At 70.3% G+C, this 23,954-nt stretch carries 14 protein-coding genes; 11 read left to right on the forward strand and 3 right to left on the reverse strand.

The window, feature by feature from the left end; genetic code table 11:
• The first annotated feature begins 78 nt into the window (after positions 1-78).
• From HWX07_RS31465 to HWX07_RS31475, 3 genes are read left to right on the forward strand one after another with little or no spacing between them, the layout of a single operon-like run.
• Positions 79-2,532 (forward strand): fimbria/pilus outer membrane usher protein, encoded by a 2,454-nt coding sequence (locus HWX07_RS31465; RefSeq protein ID WP_175879058.1) that lies wholly within the window; start codon positions 79-81, stop codon positions 2,530-2,532.
• 16 nt (positions 2,533-2,548) lie between these two features.
• Positions 2,549-3,295, forward strand: a complete 747-nt coding sequence (locus HWX07_RS31470) for a molecular chaperone (RefSeq protein ID WP_175878958.1) — start codon at positions 2,549-2,551, stop codon at positions 3,293-3,295.
• Positions 3,292-4,317, forward strand: a complete 1,026-nt coding sequence (locus HWX07_RS31475; protein ID WP_175878959.1) for a fimbrial protein — start codon at positions 3,292-3,294, stop codon at positions 4,315-4,317. The genes HWX07_RS31470 and HWX07_RS31475 overlap by 4 nt, the downstream gene beginning before the upstream one ends.
• Before the next feature lie 225 nt (positions 4,318-4,542).
• Here HWX07_RS31475 and HWX07_RS31480 read toward each other — a convergent pair whose 3' ends face one another.
• Together HWX07_RS31480 and HWX07_RS31485 are read right to left on the reverse strand one after the other, a co-directional pair.
• Positions 4,543-4,680, reverse strand: a complete 138-nt coding sequence (locus HWX07_RS31480; RefSeq protein ID WP_011545368.1) for an HHHH-motif protein — start codon at positions 4,678-4,680, stop codon at positions 4,543-4,545.
• Between the two features lie 46 nt (positions 4,681-4,726).
• Positions 4,727-4,978: a hypothetical protein gene (locus HWX07_RS31485; RefSeq protein ID WP_054927802.1), complete on the reverse strand. Its 252-nt coding sequence runs from the start codon at positions 4,976-4,978 to the stop codon at positions 4,727-4,729.
• Positions 4,979-5,271: 293 nt separating this feature from the next.
• Here HWX07_RS31485 and HWX07_RS31490 point away from each other — a divergent pair, with 293 nt between their 5' ends.
• The 7 genes from HWX07_RS31490 to HWX07_RS31520 all read left to right on the forward strand — a co-directional run bounded on the left by HWX07_RS31490 (position 5,272) and on the right by HWX07_RS31520 (position 12,075).
• Positions 5,272-5,940, forward strand: a complete 669-nt coding sequence (locus HWX07_RS31490) for an RNA polymerase factor sigma-70 (protein WP_006476053.1) — start codon at positions 5,272-5,274, stop codon at positions 5,938-5,940.
• Positions 5,941-6,025: 85 nt separating this feature from the next.
• A complete protein-coding gene (locus tag HWX07_RS31495; protein WP_006476052.1) occupies positions 6,026-6,268 on the forward strand; it encodes an MbtH family NRPS accessory protein in 243 nt (80 codons plus the stop codon).
• A 45-nt stretch (positions 6,269-6,313) separates the two neighbouring features.
• On the forward strand, positions 6,314-7,321 hold the full coding sequence (locus HWX07_RS31500; protein WP_027807406.1) for a TauD/TfdA family dioxygenase: 1,008 nt from the start codon (positions 6,314-6,316) through the stop codon (positions 7,319-7,321).
• Positions 7,321-8,169 carry an ABC transporter ATP-binding protein gene (locus HWX07_RS31505; RefSeq protein WP_175878960.1) on the forward strand — a complete coding sequence of 283 codons (849 nt, stop codon included), beginning with the start codon at positions 7,321-7,323 and terminating at the stop codon, positions 8,167-8,169. Before HWX07_RS31500 ends, HWX07_RS31505 begins: the two co-directional genes overlap by 1 nt.
• Positions 8,166-10,256, forward strand: a complete 2,091-nt coding sequence (gene fhuB, locus HWX07_RS31510; protein WP_175878961.1) for a Fe(3+)-hydroxamate ABC transporter permease FhuB — start codon at positions 8,166-8,168, stop codon at positions 10,254-10,256. Before HWX07_RS31505 ends, fhuB begins: the two co-directional genes overlap by 4 nt.
• Positions 10,253-11,053, forward strand: a complete 801-nt coding sequence (gene fhuF / locus HWX07_RS31515) for a siderophore-iron reductase FhuF (protein WP_175878962.1) — start codon at positions 10,253-10,255, stop codon at positions 11,051-11,053. The genes fhuB and fhuF overlap by 4 nt, the downstream gene beginning before the upstream one ends.
• A complete protein-coding gene (locus tag HWX07_RS31520; RefSeq protein WP_175878963.1) occupies positions 11,050-12,075 on the forward strand; it encodes an iron-siderophore ABC transporter substrate-binding protein in 1,026 nt (341 codons plus the stop codon). Before fhuF ends, HWX07_RS31520 begins: the two co-directional genes overlap by 4 nt.
• 188 nt (positions 12,076-12,263) lie before the next feature.
• Here HWX07_RS31520 and HWX07_RS31525 read toward each other — a convergent pair whose 3' ends face one another.
• The gene (locus HWX07_RS31525; protein ID WP_175878964.1) at positions 12,264-14,009 is read right to left on the reverse strand and encodes a cyclic peptide export ABC transporter; all 1,746 of its coding nucleotides are present in this window, start codon (positions 14,007-14,009) and stop codon (positions 12,264-12,266) included.
• Between the two features lie 271 nt (positions 14,010-14,280).
• Between HWX07_RS31525 and HWX07_RS31530 the strand changes: the two genes are divergently transcribed.
• Positions 14,281-23,952 (forward strand): non-ribosomal peptide synthetase, encoded by a 9,672-nt coding sequence (locus HWX07_RS31530; protein WP_175878965.1) that lies wholly within the window; start codon positions 14,281-14,283, stop codon positions 23,950-23,952.
• Positions 23,953-23,954 lie beyond the last annotated feature (2 nt).

A 23,954-nucleotide genomic window follows, 5' to 3' on the forward strand; every position in this document is an offset into this window, starting at 1 on the left:
TCTTTCCTCCCGTTTTCCTTCTCCCTGGACTCCCGGTAGCGCCGCGTGCGAATCAGACATTCCTTCCTTTGCGTCTCCGTGCTGGTCGTCGGCAGCCAGAGCCAGGCGACGGAATTCAATTCGTCGTTCCTCGACATCGACGGAACGAGCAACGTCGATCTGTCGCAGTTCTCGCAGCCGGATTTCACGTTGCCCGGCGAGTACATGCTCGACGTGCAGGTCAACGACCTGTTCTACGGGCTGCAAGCGATCGAGTTCATTGCGCTCGACGCATCGGGCGCGGGCAAGCCGTGCCTGCGGCCGGAACTCGTCGCGCAGTTCGGGCTTAAGCCGTCGCTCGCGAAGGACCTGCCGCGCTTCCAGGGCGGGCGGTGCGTCGATCTCGGCGCGATCGAGGGCGCGACCGTGCGCTACCTGAAAAGCGACGGGCGGCTCAAGATTACGATTCCGCAGGCCGCGCTCGAGTTCACCGATTCGACCTACCTGCCGCCGTCGCGCTGGTCCGAAGGCATTCCGGGTGCAATGCTCGACTATCGCGTGATCGCGAACACGAACCGCAACTTCGGGACGGGCGGCGGGCAGACGAATTCGATCCAGGCCTACGGGACGATCGGCGCGAACTGGGATGCATGGCGCTTTCGCGGCGACTACCAGGCGCAATCGAACGTGGGCAACACGGCGTACGCGGACCGCACGTTCCGCTTCAGCCGGCTTTATGCGTTTCGCGCGCTGCCGTCGATCCAGTCGACGGTGACGTTCGGCGACGACTACCTGAGCTCCGACATCTTCGACACGTTCGCGCTGACGGGCGCGTCGATCCGCAGCGACGACCGCATGCTGCCGCCGTCGCTGCGCGGCTATGCGCCGCTGATCTCGGGCGTCGCGCGCACCAACGCGACCGTGACCGTGTCGCAGGCCGGCCGCGTGCTGTACGTGACGCGCGTGTCGCCGGGCGCGTTCGCGCTGCAGAACATCAACACGAGCGTGCAGGGCACGCTCGACGTGGCGGTCGAGGAAGAAGACGGCAGCGTGCAGCGCTTCCAGGTGACGACGGCCGCCGTGCCGTTCCTCGCCCGCACCGGGCAGTTGCGCTACAAGGCGGCGGTCGGCAAGCCGCGGCTGTTCGGCGGCGCCGGCATCACGCCGTTCTTCGGTTTTGGCGAAATCGCGTACGGCCTGCCGTTCGACATCACCGCCTATGGCGGCTTCATCGCCGCGTCGGGCTACACGTCGGTCGCGCTCGGCGTCGGCCGCGATTTCGGCGCGTTCGGCGCGGTGTCGGCCGACGTCACGCACGCGCGGGCGAAGCTGTGGTGGAGCGGCGCGACGCGCAACGGCAACTCGTACCGCATCAACTATTCGAAGCACTTCGACGGGCTCGATGCCGACGTGCGCTTCTTCGGCTACCGCTTCTCCGAGCGCGAATATACGAACTTCGCGCAGTTCTCGGGCGACCCGACGTCATACGGCCTCGCCAACAGCAAGCAGCGCTATTCGGCGACGATGTCGAAGCGCTTCGGCGACACGTCGACCTATTTCTCGTACGACCAGACGACCTACTGGGCGCGTGCGTCCGAGCAGCGGGTCGGCCTGACGCTCACGCGTGCGTTCTCGATCGGCACGCTGCGCAACCTGAACGTGAGCGTGTCGGCATTCCGCACGCAGAGCGCGGGCGCGAGCGGCAACCAGTTCTCGGTCACCGCGACGCTGCCGATCGGCGGCCGTCACACCGTCACGTCGAACCTGACGACGGGCAGCGGCAGCACCAGCGTGAACGCCGGCTACATCTACGACGATTCGGCCGGCCGTACCTACCAGATCAACGCGGGCGCGACCGACGGCCGCGCGTCGGCGAACGCGAGCTTCCGCCAGCGCACGTCGGCGTACCAGCTCAACGCGCAGGCGTCGACGCTCGCCAATGCGTACGCGGCCGCGTCGCTCGAAGTCGACGGCTCGTTCGTCGCGACGCAGTACGGCGTGTCCGCGCACGCGAACGGCAATGCGGGCGATACGCGGCTGCTGGTGTCGACCGACGGCGTGCCCGACGTGCCGCTGTCCGGCACGCTCACGCATACCGATTCGCGCGGCTACGCGGTGCTCGACGGCATCTCGCCCTACAACGTGTACGACGCGACCGTCAACGTCGAGAAACTGCCGCTCGAAGTGCAGGTGACGAACCCGATCCAGCGCATGGTGCTGACCGACGGCGCGATCGGCTTCGTGAAGTTCTCCGCCGCGCGCGGCAGCAACCTGTACCTGACGCTGACCGACGCGGCCGGCAAGCCGCTGCCGTTCGGTGCTTCGGTGCAGGACGCGGCGAACGGCAAGGAACTGGGCATCGTCGGCGAAGGCGGTGCGGCGTTCCTGACCCAGGTTCAGCCGAAATCCACGCTGGCGGTGCGGGCGGGCGAACGGACGCTCTGCACGGTCGACGCATTGCCGAACCAGCTCCAACTCGAAGGCACGCCGATCCCGGTGACGTGCCAGCCGCCCGGCGAGTCGCATGCAGCGGCCGCGCGGGTCGAACGATGATTTCACGGACCCAGCGATGAAGCATTCCTTTTCCCTTTCCTTCCCGCGGCGCGCGCTGTGCGCGTTCGCGACCGCCGGCGCGCTGCTTGCCGGCGCCGCCCATGCGGCGATCGTGCCCGATCGCACGCGCGTGATCTTCAACGAAGGCGAACAGGCCGCGATCGTGACGATCACCAACAAGAGCACGACGTATCCGTATCTCGTGCAGTCGTGGCTCGAAGATGCGAACGGCAACAAGATCACGTCGCCGCTGATGGTCGTGCCGCCGCTGCAGCGGGTGGAGGCGAACGAGCGCAACGTGCTGCGGATCGCGAAGCTGCCCGGTACGCAACTGCCGGCCGATCGCGAAACGGTGTTCTACCTGAACATCCGCGAAGTGCCGCCGAAGACCGACACGCCGAACACGCTGCAGATCGCGCTGCATACGCAGATGAAGCTGTTCTACCGGCCGAAGGCCGTGCAGCCCGCGCGCGACGAGGACTGGACGCTGCCGATGACGCTGCGCGTGGATGCGGCCGCGCACAAGCTGGTGTTCGACAATCCGACGCCTTATCACGTGACGGTGGTCGACGTGACGTCGGGCGCACAGAAGACGCCGGTGCCGATCGAGCCGGTGATGGTCAGCCCGATGAGCACGGCCGACGTGCCGTTCAAGGCCGCGACGCCGTCGACGCTGTTCGTCACGCATATCGACGACTACGGCGGCCAGGTGGCGGTCGAGTATGCGTGCGAGGCCAGTGTGTGCAAGAGCGTGAAGAAATGAGCGGGGGCGCTGGACAACGCATGTCGCCGCTCCCGGCGTGGCTGCGCTGGGCCGTCCTCGCGATGCTGATCATGGCGGTGCAGCCCGCATGGGCGCTGCGCTGCCTGACCAACAGCGGTGCGACGTCGTTGACCGAGCCGATCGGCGGCGTGGCGTCGTATCCGACCGACGCGCCGGACGGCTATGTGATCTGGGTGTCGCCGGTACGCACGACGTCGGGGTATTGCTACAAGGATCTGGGGGACGCCGGCAGCCTGAAGGTCGTCGACAACATTTACTTCTACGCGAATCCGAATCGCACGGACCCCGCCGCATGGGGGCTCGAGATCGGCATCCGCTACAAGGGCGTCGATTATTTCGACAAGACCAGCAATCGCGGCGGCGGGGTGTTTACCGGGTATTCGGTGCCGCCGTGCAGCAGGTACGACTTCGACCGCGGGCGTTGCCAGCGGACGAGCATCAGCATCGACTATCAGGTCGTCGTGCGCAAGAAGGGCAATTGGGTCCAGCCGCCGAGCGATATCTATACCGTGTTCCAGTTCGACGGCGAGTTCGGGCTGAATGCGTTCGGCACGAGCTTCCAGTACCGGCTGAGCGGCCTGCGCAACCTCAAGCCGACGCCGTGCTTCGTCGACGTGCTCGTGACGCCCGAACCGGGTATCGTCAATTTCGGGCAGGTGCAGGCGGTCGGCAACGGCTTCCTGCCGGCGGTGCCGCGCAAGCGTTTTTCGCTGTCGCTGACCAAGAAGTGCAACGTCGCGGTGCGGGTGGACGGGTACTTCGAAACGAGCTATCCGGTTCAGAACGGTTTGCTGGTCCCCGCTAAGGACAGCAATTTCGGTATCGGCATCGAGGACAGCCAGGGCAAGGCGATCCCGTTCAACGAACAGTTCACCCTCGCGCAATTTCCGTCCAACGTCATGAACCAGAGCGTATTGATGGACGCGGTGCTGAAGTCGTTCGGGCCGCCAAAGATCGGCCGGTTCGACGCGACGGCGACGATCCGGTTGTTCATCTATTGAGATGGACGGCGACGCCTGGGCCAGGTTCCTTTGCACGGCCCGCCATGCGCGGACCGGATGGCGCAGCGCGTTCGCGGACGCGGGATTGGCTTCCACCGGCACCGGCCCGTCGTGCGCGGGAAGCACGCGCGTGAATACCGATACGGCCGCCCCCGCGCAATTCGAGCCGCCAAAACGAAAAAAGCGCCGGCTCGCCGGCGCTTTCCCGCATCTACCGTGCGTCGCTCAACGCACCCAGTGGCACACCCTGTGATGGTGATGCTCGAAGTGACACACGCGGTGCGGATGCGCTTCGGCGATGGCCGGCACGAGCACGGCAGCGGCCACGGCGGCGGCGGTGAGGGTTTTCAGTAGCGTCTTCATGTCGAGGTCCTGTCGTTCAATGATGGATCAAGGGTGCGCAGCGGCATCACCACTGCGGCCGGGGTTCGTCGCGGCGGTCGTCCCGGTAGTCGTCCCGACGATCGTCGCGGCGATCGTCACGCGGGCCGGCATGCCGGGCTTCCCAGTCGCGGCGCTCCCAGTAGCGATTTCCGTCCCAGTAACGATCGCCATGCCAGCCGATCGTGACTTCAGCGGGGCCAGGGTAGGCGACGCATCCGGTGAGCATCACGCTCGACAGCGCGCCCACCATGACGGCGGATAACACGATGGATTTCATGTTGTTCTCCCTTGGAAACGGCACGTCGATCGTACGAGCCCTCAAAATTTCACGTGGTAAGAAGTTGCTACCGCCGATGACAGGTGCAGGCACTTCGTCAGGAACGTGAAAGCATACGTCGGCGGCGTGCAAGCCGTCCGCGCGACGCAGACGTGTACCCGTTCGCTCCCGCGACGATTTCGCCCATTGTTCAGACAAATCCTGACGACTGAAAGGGTCATCTTGTAATCGGATTGAGAATGATTTGCGTTTACGTTAAATTGCGCTATCTCGGAATTTGACGGAGCAGATCGATGGCCATGGCGGAAGTGCTCGACAGACCGGCGGCGGCAGCGGCAAACCCGTTTCTCGGCAGTTATCCGGACCTGCCGCCGCGCGCCGCGCCGCGTGCGCGCCGGGCGTCCCAGCCCGCTGCGCAGGGTGCGCTGCTCGACGTGCTGATCTCGCATCGCGCGATGCTGGTCAACGTCGCGCGCGGCTTCGTCGGCTGCGCGAGCCGTGCGGAAGACGTCGTGCACGACGTGTTCGTGAAGCTCGTCGAATTCCCGAACCAGGACGCGGTGCGCCAGCCGGTCGCGTACGTGACGCGGATGGTGCGCAATGCGTCGATCGACGCGTGCCGCCGGCAAAGCCTCGAAAACGTCTATCACACGGAAGAGGACGACGGCTTCGACGTGCCGTCGCCCGAGCCGACACCGGAAGCCGCGCTGATGACGCGCGATACGCTGCGGCGCGTGTGGGCCGCGCTCGACGACCTGCCGGCGCGCAGCCGGGCGGCATTCGAGATGGTGCGGCTGCGCGAGGAGACGCTGCAGACCGCGGCGCGCGCGCTGAACGTGTCGCAAACACTCGTGCATTTCATGGTGCGCGACGCGGAGCGCCACTGCGCGGAATGCCTCGATGCGTGCCATCGCGGCGTCGCGTGCCCGGTGTTCCTGGGCGGCCGCGCGCGGCGGCGGTAAAAAAACGCGCCGGCCAACCGTCTATCAGACAGGAGCGGCCGAATTCGCCGCTTCGCCTCCTTCAACCGCCCAGCGATTTCCGATCATGACGCAAGCCCCGACGCCTTCCGCCGACACCGACGATCTCGTCTATACGGTCGTCATCAACGACGAAGAACAGTATTCGATCTGGCCGACGTTCCGGCCCGTGCCGGCCGGCTGGCGCGAAGTCGGCGTGAGTGGCCCGAAGGCCGACTGTCTTGCGCACATCGAGACCGTCTGGACCGACATGCGCCCCGCGAGCCTGCGCCGCGCGATGGACGGCGAGCGCGCGACGCGCGCGTCGTGACCCGTTGCGCCGCGTGTGCGGCGCACCACCTGAAGAGGACGTTGCATGACCCTGCTTTCGTTGCCGACGCTCGACGACCTGCGTATCGAGCCGGGGCTGCCCACCGTCGTGTCGCCGCGCGGCAGCGACGGAATGTCGATCGACGACGTCGCGCCGCTCGCGCGCGAGATCGCGGCCGACACGCTCGAACGGGCGGGCGGCGTGCTGTTCACGGGCTTTCACGTGCCGTCGATCGACGCGTTCCAGCAATTCGCGGCCTCGTTCGGCGATCCGCTGATCGGCTATGAATACGCGTCGACGCCGCGCAGCCAGGTCGAAGGCGCGGTCTACACGTCGACCGAATACCCGCCGCACCGCGCGATCCCGCTGCACAACGAGCAGTCGTACACGCGCGAATGGCCGCTGCGGATCTGGTTCCACTGCGCGCTTGCCGCGCCGAAGGGCGGGGCGACGCCGATCGCGGACAGCCGTGCCGTGTATCGCGCGCTCGATCCCGCGCTCGTCGCGCGCTTCGAGAAACGCGAGCTGCTGTACGTGCGCAATTTCGGGCAGGGGCTCGATCTGCCGTGGCAGCAGTCGTTCGGCACCGACGAGCCGGCCGAGGTCGAGCGGATGTGCGCGGCGCGCGGCATCGAATGCGCGTGGCGCACCGACGACGACGGCGAGTTGCTGCTGCGCACGCGCGAACGCTGCCAGGCCGTCGCGCGTCATCCGCGCACGGGCGACCGAGTGTGGTTCAACCAGGCGAACCTGTTTCACCTGTCGGCGCTCGACGACGACATGCAGGAAGCGCTGGTCGATGCGGTCGGGCTCGAGAACGTGCCGCGCAACGTGTATTACGGCGATGGCGAGCCGCTGGAGGCCGATGCGCTCGCGCAGATCCGCGGCGTGCTCGATCAGCAGCGCATCGTGTTCCCGTGGCGTACCGGCGACGTGCTGATGCTCGACAACATGCTGACCGCGCATGCTCGCGACCCGTTCGAGGGGCCGCGCAAGGTCGTCGTCGCGATGGCGCAGAGCTACACGGTCCCGCGCGACCGAACGGAGGATTGATGACGCGTCGTACCGCTGCGCTTGCCGCGCGCGGGCTGTCGGTGGGATATCGCGACCATGTCGTGATCGACGGGCTGGACCTGTCGATCGCGGCCGGCCGCGTAACCGCGCTGTGCGGACCGAACGGCTGCGGCAAGAGCACGCTGCTGCGCACGCTGGCCGGCCTGCAGCCCGCGCGTGCAGGCCATGTCGAAGTGAACGGCCAACCGCTCGCGTCGTTTCGCCGTCGCGCGCTCGCGCGCGAGCTGACGATGCTCGCGCAGTTCAACCAGATTCCGTCGGGCCTGACCGTGCGCGAGCTCGTCGCGTACGGGCGCTATGCGTACGGCGGCTTCCTGCGCGGCCTGTCGCGGGTCGATCAGGCGGCGATCGACGAGGCGCTCGACACGAGCGGCCTCGCGGGCGACGCCGAGCGCGACGTCGGCGCGCTGTCGGGCGGCGAGCGCCAGCGCGCGTGGATCGCGATGGCGGTCGCGCAGCAGGCGCCGATCGTGCTGCTCGACGAACCGACGACCTATCTCGACATTCATCACCAGCTCGACATCCTCGATGCGCTGCGTGCGCTGAACCGCGCGCGCGGGCTGACGATCGTGTGGGTGCTGCACGATCTGAACCAGGCGGCCGCGTACAGCGACGAGATCGTGCTGATGCGCGCGGGCCGCCTCGTCGCGCAGGGCACGCCCGACGCGATGCTCGACCCGGCGCGGCTGCGCGCAGCGTTCGGCGTCGAGATGCTGAAGCTCGCGCATCCGCAGACGGGCGCGCCGATGTGCGTACCGGCCTACGGGCCGTCGACCGACGGCGCGCCGCAGGCGGCCGGCGTGTTCGACCGGGATCTCGCCGTATGACGACGTTCGCGATGCGCAAGCGCCTCGCGGCGACGGGCAAGGGCGCGACGACAGGCCGGGCCGGCGCGATCGCGTTCGGCCTCGTCGCGTTGATCGCGCTGCTCGCGGCGCTGCGGATCGCTCCCGATCTGCGCGTGTGGTGGGACGCGGCGCCCGGCAGCGATGCCGCGTCGCTCGCGCACGTGTTCCTGTTCGACCTCAATCTGCCGCGCGTGGCGGCCGCGCTCGTCGCGGGCGGCTGCCTCGGCGTTGCCGGCGCGCTGTTCCAGTCGCTCACGCGCAATCCGCTCGCGTCGCCCGACCTGCTCGGCGTGACGGGCGGCGCCCAGCTCGGTCTGCTCGCGGCGATGCTGGTGCCGGCGCTGGCGGGCGTCGCGACGGTGCCGCTGCTGTTCGTGTGCGGGCTCGCCGCGGCCGCGTGCGCGATCGTCGCGGCGGGCGGCTGGCGCGCGACGCCGTTGCGGCTCGTGCTCGCGGGCAGCGTATGCATGCTGCTGTTCGCCGCGCTGTCGACACTGGTGCTCGCGTTCTTCGAGCAGAACATCGCGGGCGCCGCGCTGTGGACCAACGGCAGCCTGTATCAGCCAGGCGCGACGGGCCTCGCGCTCGCCGCGCGCTGGCTCGTCGTGCCGCTGGTCGCGCTGCCGTTGGTGATCCGGCCGCTGAATCCGCTCACGCTCGGCGACGATGCGGCGGCGGCGGCCGGCGTGCGCGTCGATGCAACGCGGCTCGCTGCGACGATCGTCGCGGTCGCGTTCACGAGCGTGGCCGTCAGCATCGCCGGCCCGCTGTCGTACGTCGGCCTCGTCGCGCCGAACCTGCTGCGCCAGGTGCGCGGCGCGCGCGCGGCCCGGCTCGGCGTGCTGGTGCCGCTGTCCGCGCTTGCTGGTGGCGCGCTCGTGCTCGTGACCGACAGCGCGGTGCTCGCGTCGGGCCTCGACGCGACGTTGTCGACCGGCGTTGCGATCGCGCTGGTCGGCACGCCGCTGATGCTCGCGATGATCCGGCGCGGCGCCGCGTGGTCGGGCGTGCTGCATGCGGATGCCGAACGCGCGGCGAGCGGCGGCTCGACGCGGCTCGTCGGCTGGCTCGAACGGCTCGGCTGGCCGCTGCGCACCGTGCTGTTCGTCGTGGCGGGCGGGCTGGTCGTATTTGTCGGCGTGTCCGCCGGCCCCGAGTGGCTGTCGCCCGCGCGCTGGTCGGCCGCGCTGTCCGGGCACGATGCGCTCGCACGCATGCTGATCGACCTGCGCATGCCGCGCCTGCTGTGCGCGTTGCTCGCCGGCGCGTTGCTGGCCGTCAGCGGCGTCGCGATGCAGAGCGTCGTGCGCAATCCGCTCGCGGGCCCCGAAGTGCTCGGCGTCACGCAGGGTGCGGGGCTCGTCACGCTGTTCGCGTTGTCGACGTGGCCGCTGATGGGTCATGTGACGCTTGCGGCGGCGGCGCTGATCGGCGGCGGACTGTCGCTCGCGATCACGCTCGCGCTGAATCACCGGCATCGCTACGCGCCGCTCGCGGTCGCGCTGACCGGCATCGTGATCGGCGCGCTGTGGACCACGCTCGCGCAATGGCTGATCACGCAGGAAAGCGTGCAGCCTGCGCGCTTCGTCGTGTGGCTCGTCGGCGGCACGTATGGCCGCAGCTGGGGCGAGGTGTCGATGCTGCTGCCGTGGTGCGTGCTCGCGGTGCCGGTGTTCGCGTGGCTCGCGAAACCGCTCGACATGCTCGCGCTCGGCGACGACCAGGCGGCCGCGCTCGGCCTGCCGGTGGCCGCGCTGCGGCCGCTCGCGCTGACGATCGCGACGCTCGCCGCGTGCGCGGCCGTCGCGGCGGTCGGGCCGGTCGGCTTCATCGGGCTGATGGCGCCGCACGTCGCGACGATGCTCGGCGCGCGCCGGCATCGCACGCGGCTGTGGCTCGCGGCGGCGTGCGGCGCGCTGATCCTCGGGTTTGCGGATCTCGCGGCGCGCACCGTCGTCGCGCCGCGCGAAGTGCCGGCCGGCGTGCTGACCGCGCTGATCGGCGCGCCGTACCTGCTCGGGCTGCTGATTCTCGAGGGGCGCCGCGCCCGGCGCGCGGGACGATGACGCCGGCGCTCGACGGCGCGCGCGCCACGCGCTTTTCGGCGTTCGCGCCGCAACCGTTCGCCGAGCACCTCGACGTCGTCTGGCTCGGCATGCCCGACGATGCGCACGCGCCGGGCCGTGTCGTCGTGCCCGTCAGCGCGTTGCCCGCGCACCGTGACGCCGTGCTTGCCGCGATGGTCGACCATTACGGCGGCGATCCGGCGCGGCATGCGCGCGCGCTGATGTCGCAATGGAGCAAATATTATTTCGGCCGCGCGGCGCCGGCCGGCGTCGTCGCCGCGCTGACGCTCGGCCGGCCGCTCGACATGACGCCCGAGCGCACGTTCGTCGCGCTCGACGACGGAATGCCGGCCGCGCTGTATTTCGCGAGCGACGCGCTCGGCGCGCCGTGCGACGATCCTGAGCCGCGCTATGCGGGACTCATCGCGCATCTCGGCGCGGTGATCGACCTGCTCGCGGCGATGGGCCGCGTCACGCCGCGCGTGCTGTGGAGCAACGCGGGCAACCTGCTCGACTATCTGCTCGAGACGTATCGTTCGCTGCCGTGCGCGGCCGATCCCGTGGGCGACGCGAACTGGCTGTTCGGTTCGACCTGCGTGCGCGGCGAATCGAATCCGCTGCGCCAGCCCGTGCGCGATGCCGTGCCGCGCTCGCCGCTGCTGCCGACGCCGTTTCGCGCGCGCCGCGTGTGCTGCCTGCGCTACGAAATTCCTGGAGAAACGCAACTGTGTGGAAGCTGCCCCCTGCTACTGACGATGGACGACGCGGCGCTGGCCGAGCAGGACGCGATCCGGTGACGCACGCCGGCCGCCGGCACGCGCTCGGTGCATTCGCGGCAGCGCTTGGCGCCGCGTGCTGCGGCGCGTTTTCCGCATCGGCGGCGGCCGCCTCCGTGGCCGGGGGCGCGGGCGGCTCGCAAGGCGCCGTGTCGCTGGCCGGCAACCCTGTCGTGTCGCAGGCCAGCGCGAAAATGCCCGTGCGGCCGCTGCGCGTGGTCGCGCTCGACTTCATGTTCGCGGAAAGCGTGATCGCGCTCGACCTCGTGCCGGTCGGGATGGCCGATACGGCGTTCTACCCGGGCTGGCTCGGTTATCGGAGCGAGCAGCTCGCGCACGTGACCGACATCGGCTCGCGGCAGGAGCCGGGGCTCGAGGCGATCGCGGCGGTCAAACCGGACTTGATCATCGGCGTCGGTTTCCGGCACGCGCCGATCTTCGACGCGCTCGACCGGATCGCGCCGACGATCCTGTTCCAGTTCAGCCCGAACGTATCGGAAGGCGGCGTACCCGTCACGCAGCTCGACTGGATGCGGCAGATTTTCCGGACGATCGGCGCGGTGACGGGGCGCGACGCGCGCGCGCAGGCGGTCGAAGCGCAAGTCGACGCCGGCATCGCCCGCAATGCGGCGCGGCTCGCGGCCGCGGGCCGCCACGGCGAGCGTGTCGCGCTGCTACAGGATCTCGGCTTGCCTGATCGTTACTGGGCCTATACGGGCAACAGCACGTCGGCGGGCCTCGCGCGGGCGCTCGGACTCGAGCCGTGGCCGAAGAAGCCGACGCGGGAAGGCACGCTGTACGTGACGTCGGCCGATCTGCTGCGGCAGCGCGACCTCGCCGTGCTGTTCGTAACCGCGTCGGGGATGGACGTGCCGTTGTCGGCGAAACTCGATTCACCGGTGTGGCGCTTCGTGCCCGCGATGAAGGCGCACCGGATCGCGCTGATCGAGCGCAACATCTGGGGGTTCGGCGGGCCGATGTCGGCGCTGAAGCTGGCCGACGTGATGACCGACACGATGTTGAAGCTGCCGGCCGTGCGTTGAGCGCGGCGTGCTTCGAGCAGCAGACGATGCCGCGTTGACGGGCAGGGCGTCGTGATCGGCCCGACGACGCGTGGCTTCCGCCTTTCCTTTTCGCCACGCGTCAGCTACTGAAATCCCCGCTGAAAACGACAATCGCCGGCACACTGCCCATGCAGCGTGCCGGCGATTTTTTATCGACTGTCGCCGTGTTACGCGCTCAACGCATCGACGCCATCCTGGGCACGCAGGCGCGCCGGTTGCGTGTCGCTGACGATGCGCCCGTTGTCGAGCTTCAGCAGACGGTCGGCGAGATCGAAGTAGCGGTCGTCGTGCGTGATCACGATCACGGCCTTGCCGCGCGCGCGCAGCTCGGGCAGCAGTTGCTCGTAGAACACGGCCTTGAACGACGGGTCCTGGTCGGCCGCCCATTCGTCGAACAGGTAGAACGGGCGGTCTTCCAGATACGCGACGACGAGCGCGAGCCGCTTGCGCTGCCCGGTCGACAGCGCGCGGGTCGAGAACGCGCCGTCGACCACCTTCACCTTGTGATCGAGCGCGAGTTTCGCGACGAGCGCGTTCGCCCGCGCATCGGCCTGCGCACGGGACGGATCGTCCGGGTCGACGATGCCGAGCAGCGCGTCGAACAGGTGGAAATCGTTGAACACCGCGCTGAAGCGCTGCCGGTAGGCCGCGCGCTCGCGCCAGCCGATCGTGTGGCCGTCGACCTCGATCGTGCCTTGCTCGGGCTCGTAGAGCCCGGTCAGTACCTTCGCGAGCGTGGTCTTGCCGCTGCCGTTGCCGCCGACGATGAATACGAGCTCGCCCGGCTTGATCGTCAGGTCGATCGGCCCGATGCTGAACATTCGTTCGTCGCGTTCATGGAAATACGCGTGCGTGACGCCGCGCAGCGTGACGGCGCCGGCCGGCGGCACGTCGGGCGCATCGGCCGCGGGCGGCACCGTGCGCAGCGCGCCGAACTCGGCCATCACGCCTTCGATGCGCCCGAGCGACACGCGCGCCGCGTTGACGGTCGGCAGGTTGTTCAGCAGGCCATCGAGCGGCACCAGCATGAACAGGAACACGACGACGTAGCCGGCCGCCGTGGCCGGGTCGGCATGCACGCCGAGCTGCGGCCAGAACGACGCGACGCCGAGGAACACGTAGAACAGGAAGATGATCCAGCCGACCCCGACCGCATACGCGCTGAACGCGCGGCGGCGGTGGTCGCGCACCTCGCCGATCGCGGCGCCGAGCTGGCCGTCGACGAACTGCCGGGCGCGCGCGTCGTGCAGCTTCAGCTCCTTCGCGCCGGAGAACAGCGAGCCGAGATAGCCGAACAGGCGGTCCTGCGCCTGGCCGGCGGCTTCGAGCGCCGCGATCGCGCGGCGATCGCCGGTGTGATAGCCGAGCGAGCCGGCGATGATCGCCGCCAGCGCCAGCAGGCACACCGGCCACGACAGCCACGCCAGATAGCCGAGGCAGCCGAACACGATCGAGCCGTGCATGACCAGGTTCGGCAGCGCGAAGAACAGCATCGACACGTTGGTCGCGTCGTCGGTCAGCACCGACTGCACGGGCGCCGCGCCGATCCGCTCGATGTCGCGCAGCTCGGCCGCGCCGACGCGCCGCGCCAGATGCACGCGCAAGCGCGCCATCGTGTCCTGCGACAGGCGGGCGAACAGCGTGCCCGACACGATTCGCGTGACGAGCGCGATCACCGCGCACAGCGCGAAGCGCCACGCGAGTGCCGCGTCGGCGGCGCCCGGTTGCGACAGCGCGCGGTTCAGCGTCGCGACGAGCAGCACGCTCGCGACGCCGTTCAGCACGCACGCGGTGAGCGCCAGCGTGAGCGACACGCGGCTTTCGCGCAGCAGCGCAAGGATCAGGCGCGCCGCGGGGCGGCCGGGGGAAGCGTCGAGGGACGGCGGGGAAGAAGGCTCGTGGGCGGCGGTCATCGGCAACGTCGGTAAAGGGAAGGCAGGCAATCAAGCGAAAACGGCAAATCTGACGCGAAAGCGGCGGACGGGGCGCGCCCCATTCCGGCTTTCCTCCCTGATAGACGAACGGGCCGCGCAAATATTTAGTCCCATCGGCAAAAAAAGCGGCCGCACGCACTTTGCGCGCAAAACGGTAAAAAATCGGCCGCGCCGTTCGTCACACCAGTGAAGCCGCCCCAAGCGGCCCCGAGACTTGGCCGAAGCGGCCGGACCGAAGGACTTCATGCACATGACGAGTTTCCCGACTGCGCTGCATCACCGAATCCGCGAACTGGCGCGCGTCGCGCCCGACGCGCCCGCCATCGCGGTGCCTTTCCAGAACGACCTGCGGCTGTCGCGCGGTGCGCTCGATGCACGTGCATCGCACCTCGCCCGGCAACTGCGCGCGGCCGGCGTGGGCGCCGAAGTGCGGGTCGGCGTGTGCGTCGAGCGTTCGGGCGAACTGTTCGTCGCGCTGCTGGCCGTGCTCAAGGCAGGCGGCGTATTCGTGCCGCTCGATCCGCGCCATCCGGCCGCGCGCCTCGACTGGATCGTGCAGGACGCGCAACTGCGACACGGCATCGTCGACGCCGCCGGCCGCGCGGCGCTCGGCACGCCGTTCGAACACGCGTTCGACGTGACGGCCGAAGCATCGGGCGTTGCGCAGGATCACGGGTTCGATGACGACACTGTGACTGTGCACCCGCGTTCGGCCGCCTACATGATCTATACGTCGGGCTCGACCGGCACGCCGAAGGCGGTGGTCGTCGAGCACGGGCCGCTCGCCGCGCACTGCGACGCGCTTGCCGCCGCGCTGCCGATCGAGGCGGGCGACCGTCTGCTGCATTTCGCGTCGGTCAACTTCGACGCCGCGCACGAATGCTGGCTCGCGCCGCTCGCGGTCGGCGCCGGCATCGTCGTCGCGCCGCCGCAGCCGTTCGCGCCGGTCGACGCTCACACGCTGATGGTGCGCGAAGCGGTCAACGTCGCCGCATTTCCGCCTGCGTACCTGCGTGAATTCGCGGCCGTCGCCGCGAGCGACGGCGTGCCGACGGCCCTGCGCGTGCTTGCGTTCGGCGGCGAAGCGCTGCCGCAGCAGGCATTCGAATTCGTGCGCCGCACGTTCCCGGCCGTGCGCCTGATCAACGGTTACGGGCCGACCGAAGCCGTGATCTCGCCGATGCTGTGGCCGATCGAACCGGGCGAGACGCCGGTGCTGGCCGCGGACGACGCGTATGCGTCGCTGCCGATCGGCCGCGTGATCGGCCCGCGGGTCGCACGCATCGACGGCGCCGATGCCGATGGAGTCGGCGAACTGCTGCTCGGCGGTGTGTGCGTCGCACGCGGTTATCACGGCCGCCCGGCGCTCACGGCCGAACGTTTCGTTCCCGATGCGGACGGTGAGCCCGGCGCGCGCGTCTATCGCACCGGCGACCTCGCGCGCTTGCGCGACGACGGCGCGTACGATTATCTGGGCCGCCTCGACGATCAGGTCCAGGTGTGCGGCGTGCGCGTGGAGCCGGCGGAAATCGCCGCGTGCCTGCGCTCGCATCCGGCCGTGGCCGACGCGGCCGTGATCGCCGACACCGCCAACGGGCCGACGCGGTTGATCGCGTGCGTCGCGCTGCGCGCGGCGGCCGACGATGCGGCGTTGAAGGCGCACGTGGCCGCGCAACTGCCGGCCGCGTGGCAGCCGCACCGGTTCGTGCGTTGCGATGCGCTGCCGTACACGCTGAACGGCAAACTCGACCGTGCCGCGCTGCGCGAGCGGATTGCCGCCGCACGCGACACGTCGCCAGCCGCCGGCGATGCGCCGCGTACGCCGACCGAACAGCAGATCGCGGGCCTCTGGCAAACGCTGCTGGGCCTCGACGTCATGCCGTCGCGCGACGATCGTTTCTTCGCGCTGGGCGCCGATTCGCTCGCCGCGATGCAGTTGCAGGCCGCCATCCGTGCCGCCGTGCGCGTGAATCTGCGGCTCGACACGCTGTTCGCCGATCCGGCGCTGGCCGAACTGGCCGACACGGTCGATCGCGCGGAACGCGAAACCGGCGAACCGCTGGTCACGATCGCCGCGCGCCGCGCGCCGGCCGATGCTGCCGCATCGGACGCGCCGTACGTCGATCGCGCGGCATCGCTCGCGCAGCAACGTTTCTGGGTGCTCGCGCAAACGCGCGACGCAAGCGCCGCGTATCACATCGCCGCGCACTGGACGATCGACGGCGTGCTCGACCGCGACGCGCTGCAGCGCGCGCTCGACCACGTGATCGGCCGTCACGAAGCGTGGCGCACGACCCTCGTCGACAACGACGACGGCGTCGTGATGCAGCGGATTCATGCGCATCTGCCGGTGTCGATCGCCGCGGTCGACCTGCGCGATCAACCGCCGGCCGCCCGCGACGCGCAAGCCGCGCGTCTCGCCGAGCGCGACGCGGCCGAGCCGTTCGACCTCGCGCGCGGCCCGCTGCTGCGCGCGACGCTGGTCGTGCTCGCGGACGACCGTCACCGCCTGCTGCTGACCGCGCATCACGCGATCACTGACGGCTGGAGCTCGCGCTGCGCGTTCGACGAACTGTCGGCTGCGTATTGCGCGTATGCCGAAAGCCGCGAACCGTCGCTGCCTGCATTGCCGATCCAGTACGCCGACTACGCGGACTGGCAGCGCGACATGCTGGCCGGCGGCGAGGGCGAGCGTCAGCTCGACTACTGGCGCGACGCGTTGCGCGACGTGCCGGGCCCGCTCGCGCTGCCGGTCGACCGCCAGCCGGGCGCCGCGCGCACACTGCATGGTGCCCGTGTATCGGTACGCCTGCCCGATGCGGTCGCGGCCGACGTGCGGCAACTCGCACGCGACGCGCAGGCGACCGTCTTCACGGTGCTGCTGGCCGCGCTCGACGCATGGCTGTCGCGTCTGACCGGCGAAACGGACGTCGTCGTCGCGGTGCCGGTCGCGCATCGCCAGCGTCCCGAAACGCGCGCATTGCTGGGTCTGTTCCTGAATACGGTCGCGCTGCGCGTCCGCGTGGCGCCGACGCTGCCGTTCCGCGCGCTCGTCGACGCGGCGCGTACCGCGGCGCTCGACGCGGTCGCGCACCAGGACGTGCCGTTCGAGCGCGTCGTCGATGCGGTGAAGCCGCCGGTCAAGCGCGGCGACGAATGGCTGCGCGTGAAGTTCGCGCAGCAGTTCGACGCCCGGCACGACAGCGTGCTGCCGGGCGCCACGGCGGTCGCGACGCCGGGGCCCGATCTTGCCGCGCGCTTCGACTTCGCACTGGATTTCACCGACGACGCGAACGGGATCGAACTGGTCGCGGCCTATGCGACCGACTGCATCGAGGCCGACACCGCGCGTGCGTGGCTCGACAGCTATGCGGCACTCGTCGCGTCCGCCGCCCATGAACCGCACGCCACGACGGCCGCGCTGCCGTGCGACGCGTCGGCTGCGTCGCGCCAGCCGCGCGACGGCCGCGCGCTGCGTATCGAGCATGCGGACATCGTCGCCGCGTTTGCGCGGCAGGCGGCCGCCTATCCGCACCGCGTCGCGCTTGCCGACGCATCGACGTCGCTGACGTTCGCCGAACTCGACGACGCATCGAACCGCATCTCACGGGCGCTCATGCAACGCGGCGTGGCCGCCGAAGCGGCCGTCGTCGTCTGCATCGAGCGTTCGGCACGGTTCGTCGTCGGCCTGCTCGGCGCGCTGAAAGCCGGCGCGCTCGCCGTGCTGCTCGACCCCGCGCAGCCGGCCGCGCGTCTCGCCGCGGCGGCCGCCGACTGCGGCGCGCGCTGGGCGCTCGTCGCGGAGCCGGCCGCATGGCCGGCGGGGCTCGACGCGCAGCCGCTCGACGTCGACGCGCTCGCGCAGGACGCGACGCTCGCCCATGCGGCCGGCGTGCGCGTCGCGCCGCACCCGGAACAGGGCGCGTACCTGATCTATACGTCGGGCTCGACCGGCACGCCGAAGGGTGTCGTCGTGTCGCACGGCGCGCTGGCCGACTACGTGCAGGGGATGCTCGACGAACTCGCGTTCGCGCCCGACGCATCGTTCGCGATGGTCTCGACGGTCGCGGCCGATCTCGGCCACACGACGCTGTTCGGCGCGTTGTGCGCGGGCCGCACGCTGCACCTGCTGCCGGCCGCGTGCGCATTCGATCCGGACCTGTTCGCCGACGAAATGCGCCGCCGCGAAGTCGGTGTGCTGAAGATCGTGCCGAGCCATCTGCAGGCGCTGCTCGACGCGCGCGTGCCGGCCAACGTGCTGCCGCGCCACGCGCTCGTGACGGGCGGCGAAACGCTCACGTGGGCGCTCGTCGCGCGCCTGGCCGCGCTCGTGCCGGCCTGCCGCGTGATCAACCATTACGGGCCGACCGAAGCGACCGTCGGCGCGATCGCGTGCGACACGGCGTCGATTGCCGCCGACGCGCGCGATCCCGCGAGCGGCGTGCCGCTCGGCCTGCCGCTGCCGAATGCGCGCGCGCTGGTGCTCGACGCGTTCGGCGCGTGCGTGCCGGCCGGCGCGACGGGCGAGCTGTATCTGGGCGGGCCGGGCGTCGCGCGCGGCTACCTCGGACGCCCCGCGCAAACCGCCGAGCGCTTCGTGCCCGATCCGTTCACGCCCGGCGCGCGGCTGTATCGCACGGGCGACCGCGTGCGGTTGCGCACGGACGGCCGCCTCGCATTCCTCGGCCGGATCGACGATCAGGTGAAGATTCGCGGCTACCGCGTCGAGCCGGGCGAGGTGAGCGCGGCCGTGCGCGCGGCCGGCCCGATCGCGCAGGCCGAAACGCTCGCGATCGAGCACGACGGCCGCCTGCGGCTCGCGACGTTCGTCGTGATGCGCGACGGCACGGCGTTCGACGAAGCGGCGGTACGCGCCGCGCTCGCCGCGACGTTGCCCGATTACATGGTGCCCGCGCAGTTCGTCGCACTGGCGCGCCTGCCGGTGACCGCGAACGGCAAGATCGATCGCGCGGCTTTGCGTGAACTGGCCGCCGTGCCGGTTGTGGTCGCGTCCAGCGATGCACCGCAAGGCGCGGTCGAAACGGTGCTCGCCGACGTCTGGCAGGCCGTGCTGAAGGCGCCGAAGGTCGGCCGCGACGACAACTTCTTTGAACTCGGCGGCGATTCAATCCTCGTGCTGCAGGTGATCGCCCGTGCGCGCAAGCGCGGCGTGCGCTTCACGCCGAAGCAACTGTTCGACGGGCCGACCGTCGCCGAACTCGCGCGCATCGCGAAAACGGACGACGCGGCCGTTGCCGCACAGCCGGCGAGCGCGGTCCCGGCCGCGGCCGCCACAGCCACGCCGGCTGCCGCTCCGATCCTGACGCCCGCGCAACAGCGCTTCTTCGCGCTCGATATTCCGCACCGCGGCCACTGGAATCAATCGGTGTCGTTCGACGTGCGCGGCGCGTTCGACGCGGATGCATTCGCACGCGCATTCGACGCGTTGCTGACCCATCACGACGCATTCCGCCAGCGCTTCGCACGCGGCGCGGACGGCACGTGGCACGCGAGCGATGCGGCGAAGCCGTACGACGCGCTGCCGTTCGTCGAAGTCGCCGCACGCGACGAAGCCGACGCGCTGGCACGCTTCGACGCGCTGCAACGCCGTCTCGACCTCGGCAACGGGCCGCTCGCCTGCGCGTGCGCGGCACGGCTGCCGGACGGTTCGACGCGGCTCTATCTCGCGATTCACCATGCGATCGTCGACGGCGTGTCGTGGCGCATCCTGCTCGAGGACCTCGACACCGCCTACCGCGCCGCATGCGAACGCACGCCGGTCCGCCTGTCGCAGCCGGGCCTGCGCGCGGACGCCTGGGCCGCACGGCTCGCCCGCGCGGCAACGGAACCGGCGTCGCCGTTCGCAGGTGAAGCCACCTACTGGGCCGGCATGGCGCAGGGCGACGACATCGTGCCCGATCACCCCGACGCAGCGGCGACGAACGCCGATGCAGCCGTCGTCGTGCAGACGATCGACGCGGCGTTGACCCGCGCCGCGTTGACCGACGCGCACGCGGCCTATCGGACGCAGACGATCGAACTGCTCGGCGCGGCGCTCGCGCTGGCGCTGGCCGGCGCGCGCGGCGCCGCATCGTGCCGGGTCGAACTGGAAGGACACGGCCGCGAAGCGCTGTTCGACGACGCGGATGCCAGCCGCACGATCGGCTGGCTGACGAGCCATTACCCGGTGACGCTGCCGGTCGCAGCGACGGCCCGCGATACGCTGTGCGCGGTCAAGGACACGCTGCGCGCGGTGCCGCACAAGGGGCTCGGCTTCGGCGTGCTCGCGCACTTCGGCGATACGGCCACGCGTGCGGCGCTGGCTGCCGTGCCGCGTCCGCGCGTCACGTTCAACTATCTCGGCCAGTTCGACGCGCCGCGCGATGCGACGCTCGTGCCGCGTTTCGGCGGCACCGGCGTCGAGCGCGATCCCCAAGGGCCACTCGGCAACACGCTCGCGATCCATGCGTACCTCGACGCGGACGGCGACGGCGCGCGCACGCTGAAGGTCCACTGGGTCTACGGTGCGCCGCAATTCGAACGCGCGACGATCGACGCGTTCGCCGAACGCTTCGCGGCCGCGCTGCGCGAACTCGTCGATGCATGTGCGTCACGCGTCGCGCATCGCGGCGCCGGCGCGACGCCGGGCGATTTCCCCCTCGCGCAGGCCGCCGGCCTCACGCAGGCCGCGATCGAACGCGCGCCGCTCGACTGGCGCACGATCGACGACGTCTATCCGCTGTCGCCGATGCAGCAGGGCATCCTGTTCCATGCGCTGTTCGCGCCCGGCCACGCGAGCTACGTGAACCAGCTCGTCGCGACCGCCACCGGGCTGGACGCCGACCGGCTCGCGGCCGCGTTCGACGCGTCCATCGCCCGTCACGACATTCTGCGCACGAGCGTGATGCCGGACGAGGCCGCGCCGCTGCAGTGCGTGCATCGTCACGCGCAAATGCCGGTCGAGCAGCTCGACTGGCGCACGCGCGGCGACACGCTTGACGCCGATTTCGACGCATGGCTCGCGGCCGACCGCACGCGCGGCTTCGACTGGCGCGAGCCGCCGCTGATGCGGCTCACGCTGATCCGCGTGACGGACGACGCGTGGCGTGTCATCTGGACGCGTCATCACGTGCTGCTCGACGGCTGGAGCACCGCGCGCCTGCTCGCCGACGTGCTGCGCGACTACCGCGACCCGGACGCCGTGTCGCCGTTCGCGAGCCGCCCGGCGCTGCGTTATCGCGATTTCATCGCGTGGCTCGGCACGCGCGAGCGCGACGCCGACGAGCGCTTCTGGACCGAACGCCTGGCGCGGCTCGACGCGCCGACGCTGATCGCGGAACGCACGGCCGACCGTGCGGATGCCGAGATGGTCACGTGGCGCGCGACGCTCGATGCCGACACGACGGCGCGCGTCGCGCAGACCGCCCGCGCGCTGAAACTGACCGTCAACACGCTGGTGCAGGGCGCGTGGGCGCTCGCGCTGCAGCGGATGACGCATCAGCCGGCCGTCGCGTTCGGCGCGACCGTCGCCGGCCGTCCCGATGCGCTCGCGGACGTCGATTCGGTGCTCGGTCTTTTCATCAACACGCTGCCGGTCATCACCGCGCCGGCGCCGCAGCAACGCGCGGCCGACTGGCTGCAAACGCTGCAGCGCGAGAACGCGGCGGCCGCCGAACACGCACACACGCCGCTCGCCGACATCCAGCGCTGGGCGCGCGGGTCGGGCGGCGCACTGTTCGACACGCTGGTCGTGTTCGAGAACTATCCGGTGGACGACACCGCGCGGGATGCCGATCCGCGCGCGCTGGCGTTGAGCGGCGTACGCAGCATCGAAGCGACCGATTTCGCGCTGACGCTCGTGATCGAGAGCGGCGCCGAACTGACGATCGACTACGGCTACGACACCGCACGCGTCGACGCGCGTCAGGTCGAGACCTGGCACCGCGCGTTCGCTTGCGCACTCGATGCGCTGGCACGCACGCCGGATGCGCTGCTCGGCACGCTGTCGATCGCCGACGAGGCGACCCGCGACGCGCTGGTACGCGCGCAGGACACCGCGCGTACCTGGCCGATGGAACAACGGCAACCGCTGCACCTGCAATTCGCCGCCGCGGCACGGGCGACGCCCGACGCGATCGCGCTCGAATATGCTGACGCGCATGGCCGCGTGCAACGCGCGACCTATCGCGAACTCGACGCCGCCACGTCGCGCATCGCGGCCGCGCTGCGCCGGCGCGGCGTGCAGGCCGATACGCCGGTCGCGCTGTGCGTCGAGCGCTCGTTCGACATGGTGATGGCGCTCGTCGGCGTGCTGAAGGCCGGCGCCGCGTATCTGCCGGTCGATCCCGACTATCCGGCCGAGCGCATTGCATACCTGCTGCGTGACGCACGGCCGGCCGTCGTGATCACGCAGGCGCATCTGCGCGAGCAGGTCGAGGCCGCGCTGGGCGAGGGCGCCGATACGCAACTGCTGACGGTCGCGGATCTGCTGGCCGACGAAGCGGGCGATATCGACGATGAAACCGCGGCGATCGACGACGCGCAGCTCGCGTACCTGATCTACACGTCCGGCTCGACCGGCAAGCCGAAGGGTGCCGGCAACACGCACGGCGCGCTCGCGAACCGGATCGCGTGGATGCAGCATGCGTACCGGCTGACGCGCGACGACGTCGTGCTGCACAAGACGCCGTTCGGCTTCGACGTGTCGGTATGGGAATTCGTGTGGCCGCTCGCGATCGGCGCGAAGCTCGCGATCGCAGCACCCGGCGACCATCGCGATCCGGCGCGTCTGGCCGCCGCGATCCACGCGCACGGCGTGACGGTGCTGCATTTCGTGCCGTCGATGCTCGCCGCGTTCGCCGCGCATCTCGACGATTTCTCGGCCGCCGCGCAATGCGACAGCGTGCGCCTGATCGTCGCGAGCGGGGAGGCGCTGGCGCCCGAACTCGTCGCGAAAATGGCGCGCCTCTTGCCGAACGCGACGCTCGTGAACCTGTACGGGCCGACCGAAGCCGCGATCGACGTGTCGCACTGGACCTGCGGGCCTGACGACGCGCAAGCGGTCGCGGTGCCGATTGGCCATCCGATCGCGAACCTGCAACTGCACGTGCTCGATGCCGCATGGCAGCCGGTGCCGGCCGGCGCGACCGGCGAACTGTATCTCGCCGGCGCGGGCCTCGCGCGCGGCTATCTCGGCCGCCCGGCGCTGACCGCCGAGCGTTTCGTGCCCGATCCGTTCGTGCCGGGCGCCCGCATGTACCGTACCGGCGACCTCGCACGCCGGCGCGCGGACGGCGCGCTCGACTACCTCGGCCGGGTCGACACGCAGGTGAAGCTGCGCGGCCAGCGGATCGAGCCGGGCGAGATCGAGGCGCTGCTGCGCGCGGCGCCGGGCGTCAACGATGCGGTCGTGATCGTGCGCGACGAGCAACTGATCGGCTATGTCGCCCGCGGCGACGCCGGCCCGCTCGACCGTGCGGCGCTGCTCGACGCACTGCGCGCGCAACTGCCGGCGTACATGGTGCCGTCGCAGCTGATCGAGCTCGACGCGTTGCCCGTCACGCCGAACGGCAAGTGCGACCGCCATGCGCTGCCCGCGCCGGTGCGTGAAGCGACCGCAGCCGTCGAACTCGCGACCGACACCGAACGCGCGCTCGCCGACATCTGGCAACGCGTGCTGCACGTGGACGCGATCGGCCGCGACGGCGATTTCTTCCTGCTCGGCGGCCACTCGCTGCTCGCGACGCAGGCTCACGCGCAGGCCAACCTGCACTGGGGCCTTGCGCTGCCGCTGCGCACGCTGTTCGACACGCGCACGCTGGCGCGCTGCGCGCAAGCGATCGACGCGGCCTGCGCGGCACGCGGCGCGACCGATGCGGCGAGCGCGATCGACGCGCTGCTCGGCGAACTGGAAACCCAATAAGG

The sequence above is a fragment of the Burkholderia sp. BCC0097 genome (assembly GCF_902832985.1).
Taxonomy (GTDB): Bacteria; Pseudomonadota; Gammaproteobacteria; order Burkholderiales; family Burkholderiaceae; genus Burkholderia; species Burkholderia orbicola.